The sequence below is a fragment of the Bacillus sp. UNCCL81 genome, assembly GCF_900112535.1.
Taxonomy (GTDB): Bacteria; Bacillota; Bacilli; order Bacillales; family Bacillaceae_G; genus Gottfriedia; species Gottfriedia luciferensis_B.
The window spans coordinates 318417-332825 of sequence record NZ_FOMF01000005.1; the positions used below are offsets into that span (position 1 = coordinate 318417).

The following is a 14409-nucleotide window of genomic DNA, read 5'->3' on the forward strand; positions in this document are numbered from 1 at the left end:
ACACTAACCTGGGAAATGGATGGAGAAATCAAAATCATAGAAAAACGATTTCTTTTTTGTTATATGTAGAGAGTAAATAATAAAAAAGAAAAAAGTGGAAAAGGGGGATAAGATGACACAGGGAAAAGTAAAAAGTGATGCAGGATGGAATTTTGATAATAGTTATTCAAAATTACCGGAATTCTTCTTTGCTACTCAAGACTTAAATCCAGTAAGTTCACCGAAATTAGTTGTTTTAAATAAACCAGTGGCATTATCACTTGGTCTAGATGTTCAATCTCTTCAAAGCGAAGAAAGTGTAAATGTTTTTGCCGGGAATCAAGTGCCAGAAGGTGGATTGCCACTTGCCCAAGCATATGCAGGACATCAGTTTGCACACTTTAATATGCTAGGGGATGGAAGAGCATTATTACTCGGTGAACAAATCACTCCAAAAAACGAGCGATTTGATGTACAACTGAAAGGTTCAGGTAGAACACCTTATTCAAGGGGTGGTGATGGTCGTGCAGCACTTGGCCCGATGCTTCGCGAATACATTATTAGTGAGGCGATGCATGCACTAAAGATACCAACTACACGAAGTCTTGCTGTTGTAACGACAGGTGAACAAATCCAGCGTGAAACTCGATTACCTGGGGCAGTTATGACTCGAATTGCTGCTAGTCATATACGTGTTGGTACGTTTCAGTATGTTTCAAGATGGGGTAGCGTGAATGAACTTCAAGAACTAGCTGATTATACAATCCAAAGGCATTATCCGGAAATTGAACTAAATGATCCAAATCGATATCTTTCATTACTTCAAGGGGTCATTAAGCGCCAAGCTTCCTTAATTATCAAATGGCAATTAGTTGGTTTTATACATGGTGTAATGAACACTGACAATATGACTATTAGCGGTGAAACAATTGACTATGGTCCATGTGCATTCATGGATGCGTACGATCCAGCAACTGTATTTAGCTCTATTGATCTCCGAGGTCGTTATGCATATGGAAATCAACCCAAAATGGCTGGCTGGAATCTTGCTCGATTTGCCGAAACCTTATTACCTTTATTGCATGATGATCAGGAAAAAGCCTTAGAAATAGCACAAGATGCAATATCTGAGTACCCTATAATTTATGTAGATAATTGGATCGCAGGCATGAGGAGAAAATTAGGAATATTTAATGAAGAAGAACAGGATAAGTCATTAATTGATGAGTTACTTGAAATAATGGAAAAGTATAAAGCAGACTATACGAATACGTTTAGAGCATTATCATATGGCAATCAAGATGAACTGCCTTTGTTTACATCAACTGAATTTAAACAGTGGGAGAAGCAGTGGCAGGAGAGATTAAGTAGACAACCAGAATCAAAAGAAGCATCACTTCAATTAATGCGAGACAACAATCCGATTGTAATCCCAAGAAATCATCGCGTAGAAGAAGCTTTAGAAGCAGCGGTAGAAAACGGAGATTATAGCGTGATGGAGAAATTGCTTAAAGCACTTTCTAATCCTTTTATTGAAACGAATGAACAGATAAATTATTGTACACTACCTCCTGATCCCGATCGTCCATATCAGACTTTCTGTGGCACATGATTATATTTTTATATTTTTTATAGTACGGATACTACCTTTTTCAAGGGTAGTATTTTATTTTTAAGTAAAACGAGGAACATATTTTTAGTGAATCCGAGCATACACTTTGAATAAATCTCAAAAATTTACTATATTAGAAAAAGTAAATTAAACGTTTTCTGAATTAAAATAAAGAGGGGAACTAAAAACTATTTTCAGACGGATTGCAAGAGCTTGTCTTTCGAGGCGCGAAGTTACCCTATACGGTAATGAGCACCGCTCAACAGGCGAAGTAACGAAGAAAGTGAGCGTTTGGCGGGCAGTCTGAAGAGGGGAAATTTCCCTCTTTTTATATTTAGGCCAGTAGAAAGAAGTGGGGAAGTTGAAGAAGCAACAAATTTATATCATTTTATTTTGTATTATGGTGGTATGGGGATTTAATGTAATTGCGACAAAAGTTCTAGTAGAGAACTTTATGCCAGTTACGATGACAGCTATCCGTGTTTTCACTGCTGGAGTAAGTGTTTTTATTATTTTATTTTTAATAAAAAAAGTTCGTTTGCTTACTAGGAGAGAGTTTGGGTATGTATTTTTTGCGATGCTATTGAATGTAGTTGCACATCATTATTTTTTATCAATCGGTCTTTCCCAAACTTCAGCATCAAACGGGGGCCTAATTCTCGGTATGGGGCCGCTTTTAACAGCTTTATTGTCGGTTTTCTTTTTAGGAAGTGTATTGAATTTTGTTAGAATTTTAGGCGTTTTATTTGGTTTTGCAGGTGTTGCTTTTATTGTTTTCCAGAGCGGTGGAGGTTTTCATGGCGTTTCGCATGGAGATTTTTATGTGTTTTTAGCAATCTTAGCTCAGGCATCTAGCTTTGTTTTAATTAAAAAAGTTTCGAAAACATTAGACCCAAGATTAATGACTGGATATATGCTAGTTATGGGTTCGATTATTTTATTTGGAATTAGTCAAATACTTGAGCCAGGTGGTATGGCTAGTATGGTGCATCATTCAGTAGGAATTTGGGCAGTATTTTTTGCATCAGCAGTTGTTGCAACAGCTATGGGGCATATGCTATATAATTTTGCTCTTGGAAAGGTTGGCACAACAGAGGCGGCAATCTTTTTAAATTTAAATCCATTCTTTTCACTTATTGGTGCGGTATTATTTTTAGGTGAAAAAATTGTTTTAACTCAAGTAGTCGGATTTATTTTAATTTTAATAGGTGTATTATTTGGTTCAGGAGTATATGAAGATGTATCTCGCAAATTTAAAAGGGATAATCAAATCCAAATCTAATTACAAAATAGTATACGGATCATAAGACAATTTACCGATAAGGTGATTGTCTTTTTTTATTTTAAGAAATGATTCTAATTCATCATTTTATGAAAAAAAACTGCCTATTTAGGGCATATTATAAAGTATTCAAGCTATTAGGAAGGACTCATCAAGATGACAATCGACCCAAGAACTCATTCATTAAATGCAGAAACAATGGAGAATGAATTAGAAATACCAAGTTGGTTTATAAAATTAAACAAGTTTAAATCTAATTTAAATAATTTGGACATAGAGTCTCAGTTTTATGAACAATTTTTAACCTTATTAATTAATGAAGAAACAGCGTTAGAGCTGCATTATAAAAATATAAAGTATATTGAAAAGCTAGAGAATGAAATTCAAATAATGGAAGAACGTTATCGAAAAGTAATGCACTCAAAGCTAGGCAGATTAATTCAGTTTTATTGGAAAGCTAAAAGATGGCTTTTTAGAAAGTTAAGAGGTTGGTGAGTCAGTTTTGAACAAATTTGAAATTCAGCAAAGATTAGAAGAAATTGAAAAAATTAAGATCGAAATTTACCAACGAATGAATAAGGAAATCCCGGAAGACCTAATATTTTCTAAATATCATTTTAAAAAATTAATAAACGGTATTAGCGTAATCATCCCGACATACAAGGGTGAAAAAGTAATAAAAAAATGTATTGAATCACTAAAAAATCAAACTTTATCACCAAAATATTTTGAAGTGTTCTTTATTATCAATGGAGAAAAAGATCTAACTGAAGAGATATTGATGAATTTCATTAAGGAACATAATATTAATCATTTCAATATTCTTCATTCAGAAGAAGCTAGTGTTTCTGCTGCAAGAAATATGGGAATTCAACAAGCATCAAAAAAATACATTACATTCTTGGATGACGATGATTATCTTTCACCTAACTTTCTTGAAAAACTATTTGATCATGCTGATGAAGAATCTGTTGTCATTTCACAAGTTGTGGACGTAGATCTAGAAGGTAATAGTAATTCTAACAATCCTGTTAACTCCCAAATTAAAAAAGCATTAGATACTAAAATTTACACTTATACTGATTTAAATAGTGTTTTAACAATGAATGCATGTAAATTAATACCAACAAAGAAAGTAAAAACCCAACGATACGAACTTGGTTTAAAAAGTGGAGAAGATGTAGTGTTTTTTACTAAATTATTTGCTTTGCATCATTTTCACTTAAAGATTGTTCCATTAGAAGAGCAGGCAATTTATTATCGAGTTTTAAGAGATAATTCAGTTTCTAGACGTAAAAATTCATTTGAGTTTAATGTAAAAGAACGCTTGGAAGTCATGAAACATCTTGATGTTTTACTAGGGGAAACGAATAGTCCTACAATTCAACAATTCATTAAAGGAAAAATACACGCTCAATATGGATTTATAGACAGGTATATTAACAATAGCAATGAATTGAGAGAAAAAGTAATTGAAGAAGTAAATAAACACAGTTTCGTCTATTTTCCTTATTTTAAGCTATACAATGGTGAGACGCGTTCTTTAATTATTTCTTATTGTTTCCCACCATATGTTGATACAAGCGGAACTGTAATGGCTAAGCGTATTATTGAGAATAATGAAGTGGTGGACGTAATTTATAATAACATGTCGAAGGTAAGAGAAACAGATTATCGACAAAATGCAATGGTTGATGGTTTTATTAATAATCGAATGGAAATATCATCTGCCAGTAGTTTTAAACAATGGAAATCAATGAAAGACTTTATTAAAAAATCTCTTAAGGAAATTAAATTGAAAGAAAGAAAAAATGGTACATACCATAAAATTTATAGCCGAGCACTATGGCCAGCTTCACACTTTTTAGCATTTGAATATAAAATGAAAAATCCAAAGGCAAAATGGGTTGCAGAATTCTCAGATCCGATCCTATTAGACATTCATGGAAATGAACGGAAGTCCGCAATTATTGATTTAGGGTTTTATAAAAAAGTAAATGCACTTTTAAAGAAAAAAAACTTGCCACTAGCATTAAATAACAATATGTTTTTTTGGTGTGAATACATTGCTTATGCATTTGCAGATGAAATTGTTTTTACAAATGAAAATCAGTTGAAATACATGTCAGAGATGTTCCCGATAAAAGAATTGAAAGAAGTCATTTTAAAGAAAGCTAGAATTTGTAATCAACCGACATTACCGAAACAATATTATCACGTTAAAGCAAGTAAATATCGAATTGATGAGAACAAAGTAAACCTAGGCTACTTTGGAACGTTTTATCAAACGAGGAAATTAAATGAAATAATTGAAGGGCTTAAATTAACGAAACCAGAATTAAGGGATAAAATTAAACTTCATGTTTTCACTTCAGATCCCAAATCACTTGCAAATGAACTTTCGGGAGAAGTAATTGAAAAACATGTAAAAGTAAACCCATATGTTAACTTTTTAGAGTTTTTAAATTTTACAACAAAATTCGATTGTCTTATTGTGAATGATGCGTTTACGAAGGATTATAAAAATATTAATCCATACTTACCTTCTAAGTTGAGCGATTACAAAGGTAGTGGGAATAATATATGGGGAATTTTTGAAGAAGGTAGTATTCTTAGTAAATTTGAAACAAAATACAAATCAGAGATTGGCGATATTGAAGGTGCTACTAAAGTGTTTGAATCATTAGTTACGGAGAAATTAATTCAAAAATTCAACCAGCTTGATGAAGCATTACCGAATGAGAAATTAATGTAAAAAAAATAAACAAAGTTAGTGTTAATAATTTTGTAAAGGGTAGATTCTTCATGATGAAAAAGAGTTTTAATTTGCTAGGACCAATTCTAATCGGATTGGTCTGTAGCTATTTACTGGTTATTTGGTCTCATAATTATTTGTGGAAGAACAATGTAAATCTTTATCAGAATTGGATCATTACGGATTTCTTTAAGTGGAATTTTATGATTGTGGCAGTTGTTGTTTCCATACTAGTAATTGGACTTTCTGTTCTAGGTTTTAATGTGTGGTGGATTTTAATTACGATTGTAGGTTCAATTGGAATTTTCTCATATGCGCTATCAGAAAAAATAAAATATACTGGTGAGCCTTTTCATCCAAGCGACTTATTTTTCCTGCGTGACCCAATCGTTTTTTTACAATTTTCAAAGCTGCCATTTCTTCTTAAATGGGGAGGTTTAATTGGAATTATAACATTTCTTTTTTTAGGGACTTTCTTTGCCTATAAAAAATGGAGAAATGCTTCTGCAAGGAAAAATAGTCTACGGTTTTTACTAATCGTATTACTTGGGGTCTTTTTTACATTTAGTTCAAAAGAAGGCTATGCTTATTTTGTAAAAAACTCAAATGTAAAATATATACCTTGGAATTACGAGACTAGTGTCGAAAGATATGGTATGTATCCAGCATTTTTAGTAACTTATGTAAATAGCAAACGTGAAGAACCTAAAGTATCTAATAAAGTAAAGAATGAGGTTATTAAAGAAATCAAATCTTTCAAACCACTTTCTAAACCTAAACAATTACCAGATATTTTAGTGATTCAAAGTGAGGCATACAGTATTCTAGATGACATGAAATTAAAATGGGAGACTGATCCAAATGCACCTCTTCGCTCTATAAATGAAGGGATTCATGGAACGTTAATTAGTAATACATTTGGAGGACGGACGGCTAACGAGGAGTTTGAAGTATTAACTAGTCTAAAATTAAAACGTAAATTCGAAGATCGGACACCATACCAAGAAGGAAAAATGGGGAATAGACTTTCACCTAGTTTCATTCAAGATGTTAGACACTTTGGTATGGATACGATAGCCCTTCATCCATTTAAAACGTCATTTTTCAAACGAAAAGAAGTATATCCTAACATAGGATTTAATCAGTTCTTGTCAGAAACAGATTTAACTTCTTGTGAAAAATTCGGTTCCTATCTATCAGACGATTGTAGCTCGAAAAAAGCATTGTCAGTAATTAATAAAAAAGGGAGTCAATTTGTATTTTTTGTGACAATGCAAAATCATTTTGATTGGCATAAAGGCCGTTTTCCTGAAGAAAACATGAGAGTTAGTGGAGTACCGATGGATGAGGATTTAAAAGGAAAAGTGGAAAGTTATGCAAGTGGTATTTATAAAAGCGGCAATTCTCTTGTTTCAGTATGGCAGGAAATAAAAAAACGTAAAAGTCCTACAATCGTCCTTTTTTATGGTGATCATCGTCCAACATTTGGTGATAAAAAGGCAACATACGAGCATTGGGGAGCACCAGTGGAGAAGAGTGAAGGAGAAGATTGGTATAATGAAACACCGATGTGGATTTGGAGTAATGACAAAAATACAATGGACAAGATTAGAAACTATTCAAAGCCATTTTTAGAAAAAGGAAATCTTAAATTAGAATCATACGAAATTGCACCTCTTCTAATGAAAGTTCTAACAAACGGTCAGATTGAACATTCATGGTATGATTGGGTACTTCAAAATCATTCAAATGATATATGGGATTGGGTAATCTATGATCGAGTATATGGTGATGGTATTACCTTTAATAGAAAGTAAAAATGGGGCCAAAAGGTCCCTTTTTTATTGGGTAAAAAACTGACTTGTTTTTAACTATTTTAAAAGAATTTACATAAATTGGTCGTTCTTGAAAAAAATACAAAAAGAGATAATTAGACTTTAGGAGGTTTGTGATGAGGAAACTAGTTTTCTTAAAAGGTCCTTTAATATTACTAATCGTATTTTTTAGTTTCTTTTGTAATGTTCAACCTAAAAATGTAAATGCGTTTACAAGCCAAGTCCTGCAAATGGGTGCTACAGGAGAAGATGTTATTGAATTACAGTCTCGGTTAAAATATAACGGTTATTACACTAGCAAGGTCGATGGGGTGTTTGGCTACAACACATATTGGGCGGTTCGGAATTTCCAAAATAATTTCGGGATGCCTGTCGATGGGGTTGTTGGAGCTAAGACAAAAGCGATGCTCGTAAAAGCTACAAAATATGAAAAAGGTGAAAATGCAGGTGCTGGATCGAATGTTCCGAATGGTTATTCGCAAAATGATATTCAGCTAATGGCTAATGCAGTTTATGGTGAATCGCGTGGAGAACCGTATATCGGACAAGTAGCAGTTGCTGCAGTAATTCTGAATCGTGTTAGCAATCCATCGTTTCCAAATACAGTGTCAGGAGTTATTTTTGAGCCGGGTGCATTTACGGCTGTGTCTGATGGACAAATTTATTTAACACCAAATGAGACGGCTAAAAAAGCTGTTTTAGACGCTGTAAATGGTTGGGACCCGAGTGAAAGTGCACTTTATTATTTTAATCCAGACACAGCGACAAGTGCTTGGATTTGGAGCAGACCACAAATAAAACAAATTGGTAGACATATATTTTGCCGATAAGAAAGGAGTGTTTTAAGTGATTAAGGAAGCTGCTATAGGCGTGTTAGCAATTGGACTTATCGGAACATCATATTGGGGTTATACAGAGCATAAGGCTAAAAACGAAATCAATATCCAAGCAGAAAACAACTATCAACGAGCATTTCATGAACTAACTTATGAATTAGATTTATTACATGATAAAATTGGCGATACTTTAGCAATGAAATCAAAGTCATCCCTCTCTCCAGCACTTGTAGAAGTTTGGGGATTAACTTCTCAAGCTAGATCTAACGTAGGCCAACTTCCTTTGAGGCTATTACCAGTTAATAAAACGGAAGAATTTCTAACAAATATTGGTGATTTTAGTTATCGAACTGCCGTAAGAGATTTAGATAAAGAACCATTGACCCAAAATGAATACGCAACACTGCAAAAGTTATATGATAACTCTGCTGAAATTCAAGGAGAGATTAGAAAAGTTCAGCATATGGTATTTGAGAATAAATTACGTTGGATGGATGTAGAGCTAGCTTATGCAAAAGATCAAAATCCGAAAAATAACGTAATTATTGACGGATTTAAGACAGTGGAAAGGAATGTAATGACCTATTCCGATGCAAATGCAGATCCTTCACTGACAAATTATAAAGTAAATCGTGCTAACCTTTCGAATGTAAAAGGCGAAAAAATAACGACAGAGCAAGCGAAGGACATTGCGAAAAAGTTTCTTGAATTAAATAGTACAGCACAAATAAAAGTTGATCTTACAGGTGAAAAATTAGCAGATCGGTACTATAGCTTAGAAATTAAGGAACCAAAAACAAATAGTGAAATTTATATGGATATTACCGAAAAAGGAGGGTATCCAGTTTGGGTGATTGATAGTCGAAATATTAAGGCGCAAAAAATCGATTTAAATCAGGCTTCTATTAATGGGCTTAAATTTTTAGAACGTAATAAATTCTCTAATATGGAACTAACAGAAAGCTCACAATATGATACGATTGGTGTGTTTACATATGTAACAAAACAGGACGGCGTAAGAATCTATCCTGAATCTGTTACGATGAAAATTGCACTTGATGACGGAAGTATTGTAGGATTTTCATCAAAAAATTACTTAGCAGCATATACAAAACGAACGATTCCAAAGCCGAAAATATCGGTTGAGGAAGCGAGAAATAGTATTAGTTCAAACTTAAAAATAATGGAAGAACGCCAAGCGATCATTTTAAATAAATTGAATCAAGAAGTACTTTGCTATGAATTTGTAGGAACACGTGGTAATGACACATATCAAATATTCGTGAATGCGGATACTGGTGTAGAAGAACAGATTAAAAAATTGAATGTCTTAGTCGAAAACTACGACTGAAGCTCATACTTTTTTAATGATGAGGACTTAAGTATGTAACTTAAGTCCTCTATAGAATTTCAAAGATTTTCCTAATAGTAATGAAGATAAAAAAAGGAAATGGTTTGAGTTAGAACCATTTCCTTTTTCTTGTTACTAGATTTAAAGACGATCGGTTTTCCAAACTAGTATTTCAGTTCAAAATACATGCATTATATAGTACAAATACGAGACTTTTTTCAGATCTTTTAATTGTAAAACCCTGTCAGTTAAGTTTGATTAGTTATCATACTTTAGGCTTGTACAAAGCTTTATTTTAAGCGACTTTAGGAGTAGTAATTTATAGCGTTCAATTAGAAAAAAATATTTTTTAGATTTGTCCTATTGTCCAAAATGGTGAATATATATTTCTTGAGATTAAAATTCTAGAGGGAGAGAGGTTAGGGGTAATTTCTGCTTGTTAGTAGAAGTTTAATTGTATTGTAAGCGTTTCCTTTAGAGAGAAAGGGGGATTAAATGAACATATTATTATGTTGTGCTGCCGGTATGTCTACAAGTTTATTAGTTACAAAAATGGAAGCTGCTGCAAAATCTGAAGGAATCAATGCAAGGATTTGGGCAGTGAGTGCTAATGATGTTAAAAATCATCTTGATCAAGCAGATGTATTACTTGTAGGGCCCCAAGTAAGGTACCTACTCCCACAATTAAAAAAAGAAGGTTTACAAAAAGGAATACCAGTTGATGCCATCAATCCGGTTCATTACGGGATGTGTAAAGGAGCAGAGGTCCTGAAATTTGCAATCGATTTAATAGGTTCATAATTTCATATAGGGGTGATTTATGATGGCCAACTTTACTCAAACGTTAGAAGAGAAAGTAATGCCTATTGCTGGAAAAATTGCAGGTCAAAGACACTTGCAAGCATTACGTGATGGAATTATTTTAACACTGCCTCTTATTATTGTCGGTTCTATTTTCTTAATCTTAGGCTTCTTACCGTTTGACGGATATCCGGATTTTATGGCAAAAACATTTGGTGCCGCTTGGCAAACAAAGCTTCTTTATCCGGTAAGTGCTTCATTTGATATAATGGCGCTCATTGCAGGATTTGGTATTGCTTATCGACTCGCTGAACATTACAAAGTAGATGCGTTGAATGCTGGTGCGATCTCGATTGCTTCATTTATTTTATCAACACCATACTTCACAATGTTTACACCGGATGGAGCAACTGCTGCTATTAAAGTAGGCGGAGTACTCCCTATGGCATTTTTAGGAAGTAAAGGTCTGTTTGTTGCTATTATAATCGCGTTGTTCTCAACTGAAATTTATAGATGGGTAATTCAAAGGAATTTTGTTATTAAGATGCCGGATGGCGTACCACCTAGTGTAAGTAAATCATTCGTTGCATTATTCCCTGCATTTCTAGTTATTCTCTTAGTATGGATTATTCGTTTATTAATTGAACATACACACTATGAAACTTTACACAATGTCGTTGGGGATCTATTACAAGATCCACTTAGTAGACTTGGTGGTTCATTAGCTGGCGCGTTAATTGCTGTATTATTAATTCAGTTATTATGGTCCGTTGGTTTACACGGTGCGGCAATTGTTGGTGGTGTAATGGGTCCAGTATGGTTAGCAGCAACTGATGCAAACCGTTTAGCTCTTCAAGCTCATCATGCAATGCCAAATGTTGTTACACAACAATTCTTTGATATCTTCATCTACATGGGTGGTTCTGGTGCAACAATTTGTTTTGCACTTATGATGCTATTATTTGCAAAGAGTCAGCATGCAAAACAACTAGGAAGGCTATCGATTGGACCTGGTATTTTCAATATTAATGAACCAATTACATTCGGTGCCCCTGTCGTAATGAATCCATTGCTATTAGTTCCATTTATTCTAACGCCATTAGTACTTGTTGTAACCACATATATAGGAATGAAAACGGGATTTGCTCCAAAAACACATGGTATTGCAATTCCTTGGACGACTCCACCAATTATCGGCGGTTGGCTAGCAACTGGAGGTAACTGGAGAGGCTCTGCAATGCAATTGATTAATCTTGTTATAGCATTCTTAATTTACTTCCCATTCTTTAGAATGTGGGATAAACAAAATTTACAAACTGAACAAGGCTCACCAAAATAAGAAAAGCAAAAAAGGGGATTGCCCAGACTACCTGCTAAGCGCTCGCTTTCAATTTGTCTGGGCACCTTTAGATTTTTGATTCTGTGTAAACACACTGGAAGCTTGCCTATAGGCAGGCTCTTGGTATTGTATTCTTACATTCTAGTAAAGGGTGTGATTCTAGTGACAAAAGAAGAATTGTACAACCTTTCCTTTCAGTTAATCTTGCATAGTGGAAATGCTAGAAGTCTTTCAATGGAGGGAATGTATGCAGCAAAAGAAAAGAATTTTGAGCTAGCTTTTGAGAAGCTTGCAGAGGCAGATCGCGAGTTTAGTCAAGCACATCGCTTTCAAACTCAATTGATTCAAGCAGAGGCTGGTGGAGAAGATTTTGATACGCCAATTCTATTAATTCATGCACAAGATCATTTAATGACAGCAATGACACTTAAAGATTTAGCAAGGGAGATTATTGAACTGCGGCAAGAGGTAAGCAACCAATAAAAGGAGGCTACATAGGATGGGAAAATCAATCAAAATTGCGACAATTGGTGGAGGATCTAGTTATACTCCAGAGTTAGTGGAAGGTTTTATTAAGCGGTACAATGAGCTTCCATTACGAGAGCTATGGCTTGTAGATGTTGAAGAAGGCAAAGAGAAATTAGAGATTGTTGGTCAATTAGCAAAACGAATGTTTCAAAAGGCAGGTCTTCCAGTAGAAGTTCATTTGACACTTGATCGAAAAGAGGCACTTAAAGATGCTGATTTTGTTACAACGCAATTTCGCGTTGGTTTGTTAGATGCGAGGGCAAAGGATGAAAGAATACCTTTAAAATATGGTGTACTTGGTCAAGAAACAAATGGACCAGGAGGATTATTTAAAGGTTTGCGAACAATTCCAGTCATTTTAGATATTGTAAAAGATATGAGGGATCTATGTCCAAATGCGTGGTTAGTAAATTTTACGAATCCCGCTGGTATGGTTACTGAAGCGGTACTTCGTTACACCGACCATCGAAAAGTAGTTGGTTTATGTAATGTCCCAATTGGAATGGAAATGGGAATTGCCAAATTATTAAATGTTGAGCATTCTCGTGTTCGGATTGATTTTGCTGGATTAAATCATATGGTTTATGGATTAGATGTGTTTGTTGACGGTGAAAGTGTAAAAGAACAAGTCATTGAATTATTAACGAATCCAGAAAACTCTAGTTTTGTTAAGAATATTCAAGGATATGGATGGGAACCTGAGTTTCTTCGTGCTTTAAATGCACTACCTTGTCCTTATCATAACTATTATTATAAAACTCGTGAAATGGTTGAAAAAGATATAAAAAATGCCGAAACTGTAGGGACTCGTGCTGAAGTTGTTAAAAAATTAGAGGATGATCTTTTTGAACTTTATAAAGATCCAAACCTCTCAATCAAACCACCTCAGCTCGAAAAACGCGGAGGAGCCTATTATAGTGATGCGGCGGTTCGCTTAATTTCTTCTATATATAATGATAAAGGTGATATTCAACCAGTTAATACGATGAATAATGGTTCGATTGCTAGTATTCCTAATGACTCAGCAGTAGAGGTTAGCTGTGTCATTACAAAGGATGGGCCAAAACCAATCGTAATGGGGGATTTACCGGTATCTGTAAGAGGGCTCGTTCAACAAATCAAATCATTTGAAAGAGTAGCTTGTGAAGCAGCGGTAACAGGTGATTATGATTTGGCAATTCTAGCATTAACGATTAACCCGTTAGTGGCATCGGATAAAGTTGCTAAGGAAATTGTTGATGAAATGCTAGAAGCACATAAAAAATACTTACCTCAATTTTTTAAAGAGGTGAAAGTTAAATGATTAAATTAATTGTGAATGCAGACGATTTTGGTTATTCAAGGGGAATTAATTATGGAATAATTGATGCACATAAAAATGGGGTTGTTAACTCAGCTACGATGATGATGAATATGCCCGGCGTAAGTCACGCAGTAGAGCTAGCAAAAGAAAATCCAAGCCTTCAAGTAGGAATCCATCTTGTTCTAACATGTGGAAAGCCCCTTTTAAATGATGTTCCAACACTTGTTAATGAACATGGTAATTTTAAAAGTAGACATGAATTCTTTGAAGATAAAAATATATCACTGGATGAATTAGAAAGAGAATGGACTGCACAAATAGAAAAATTCTTAGAATCGGGCCTAAAACCAACCCACTTTGATAGCCACCACCATGTTCATACCGTACCTGAGTTTTTACCAGTCGTACAGAAGTTAGCTCAAAAATATAATTTAAGTGCTAGACGTATTTCTGAAAATGCTTTACAAGGAGTCGCTCCTTTTACGGATGTATTTCTTCATGATTTCTATGGGGAAGGCGTGACAGATGATTATTTTGAAAAGATATTAACACGGGTTCAGAACGGTCAATCTGTTGAAGTCATGTGCCATCCTGGATATCTTGATCACGAGATACTAAACAATTCTTCTTACGCCAAAGATCGAGTAAAAGAGACACTAATTTTATCTACTGTAAAACTACCAAGAGTGATTGATTTATTATAGAGTAATTTAATTAATTAGCATAGAGTCTGAATTAAGATAAATTTATTCAATGCGTTGACTCTTGCAAATCAAATATTTACGTTT

12 protein-coding genes are annotated in these 14409 nt (G+C 34.2%); all 12 read left to right on the forward strand.

All coding sequences use genetic code 11. The features are described from left to right. Nucleotides 1–112 precede the first annotated feature (112 nt). Nucleotides 113–1591, forward strand: coding sequence for a protein adenylyltransferase SelO (locus BM319_RS13365; protein ID WP_091023118.1), 1479 nt, complete (start codon nt 113–115; stop codon nt 1589–1591). Nucleotides 1592–1952: 361 nt separating this feature from the next. Next, complete coding sequence (locus BM319_RS13370; protein WP_091023120.1) at nt 1953–2873, forward strand: DMT family transporter; 921 nt, start codon at nt 1953–1955, stop codon at nt 2871–2873. Between the two features lie 156 nt (nt 2874–3029). Further along, nucleotides 3030–3368 carry a hypothetical protein gene (locus BM319_RS13375; protein ID WP_091023122.1) on the forward strand — a complete coding sequence of 113 codons (339 nt, stop codon included), beginning with the start codon at nt 3030–3032 and terminating at the stop codon, nt 3366–3368. A 7-nt stretch (nt 3369–3375) separates the two neighbouring features. After that, complete coding sequence (locus BM319_RS13380) at nt 3376–5628, forward strand: glycosyltransferase (protein WP_091023124.1); 2253 nt, start codon at nt 3376–3378, stop codon at nt 5626–5628. A gap of 50 nt (nt 5629–5678) precedes the next feature. Beyond that, a complete protein-coding gene (locus BM319_RS13385; RefSeq protein WP_091023126.1) occupies nt 5679–7445 on the forward strand; it encodes an LTA synthase family protein in 1767 nt (588 codons plus the stop codon). Between the two features lie 131 nt (nt 7446–7576). Further along, nucleotides 7577–8293, forward strand: a complete 717-nt coding sequence (sleB, locus tag BM319_RS13390; RefSeq protein ID WP_084007028.1) for a spore cortex-lytic enzyme — start codon at nt 7577–7579, stop codon at nt 8291–8293. Nucleotides 8294–8309: 16 nt separating this feature from the next. Continuing rightward, nucleotides 8310–9650 carry a germination protein YpeB gene (gene ypeB / locus BM319_RS13395; RefSeq protein WP_091023131.1) on the forward strand — a complete coding sequence of 447 codons (1341 nt, stop codon included), beginning with the start codon at nt 8310–8312 and terminating at the stop codon, nt 9648–9650. 495 nt (nt 9651–10145) lie between these two features. Further along, nucleotides 10146–10451, forward strand: a complete 306-nt coding sequence (locus BM319_RS13400; protein WP_091023133.1) for a PTS sugar transporter subunit IIB — start codon at nt 10146–10148, stop codon at nt 10449–10451. A 22-nt stretch (nt 10452–10473) separates the two neighbouring features. Beyond that, the gene (celB, locus tag BM319_RS13405; protein WP_069035315.1) at nt 10474–11790 is read left to right on the forward strand and encodes a PTS cellobiose transporter subunit IIC; all 1317 of its coding nucleotides are present in this window, start codon (nt 10474–10476) and stop codon (nt 11788–11790) included. Between the two features lie 126 nt (nt 11791–11916). Then, entirely contained in the window at nt 11917–12273 is a 357-nt protein-coding gene (locus BM319_RS13410) for a PTS sugar transporter subunit IIA (RefSeq protein WP_439097800.1), read from the forward strand. A gap of 16 nt (nt 12274–12289) precedes the next feature. Next, entirely contained in the window at nt 12290–13621 is a 1332-nt protein-coding gene (locus tag BM319_RS13415; protein ID WP_025569153.1) for a 6-phospho-beta-glucosidase, read from the forward strand. Then, complete coding sequence (gene chbG / locus BM319_RS13420; protein WP_025569152.1) at nt 13618–14325, forward strand: chitin disaccharide deacetylase; 708 nt, start codon at nt 13618–13620, stop codon at nt 14323–14325. Before BM319_RS13415 ends, chbG begins: the two co-directional genes overlap by 4 nt. Nucleotides 14326–14409 lie beyond the last annotated feature (84 nt).

What these genes read in the sequence shown, in the direction of transcription:
- celB (WP_069035315.1), top strand. Translation starts at nt 10,474, where the DNA reads ATGGCCAACTTTACTCAAACGTTAGAAGAGAAAGTAATGCCTATTGCT.
- BM319_RS13365 (WP_091023118.1), top strand. Translation starts at nt 113, where the DNA reads ATGACACAGGGAAAAGTAAAAAGTGATGCAGGATGGAATTTTGATAAT.
- chbG (WP_025569152.1), top strand. Translation starts at nt 13,618, where the DNA reads ATGATTAAATTAATTGTGAATGCAGACGATTTTGGTTATTCAAGGGGA.
- BM319_RS13400 (WP_091023133.1), top strand. Translation starts at nt 10,146, where the DNA reads ATGAACATATTATTATGTTGTGCTGCCGGTATGTCTACAAGTTTATTA.
- BM319_RS13375 (WP_091023122.1), top strand. Translation starts at nt 3,030, where the DNA reads ATGACAATCGACCCAAGAACTCATTCATTAAATGCAGAAACAATGGAG.
- BM319_RS13385 (WP_091023126.1), top strand. Translation starts at nt 5,679, where the DNA reads ATGATGAAAAAGAGTTTTAATTTGCTAGGACCAATTCTAATCGGATTG.
- BM319_RS13415 (WP_025569153.1), top strand. Translation starts at nt 12,290, where the DNA reads ATGGGAAAATCAATCAAAATTGCGACAATTGGTGGAGGATCTAGTTAT.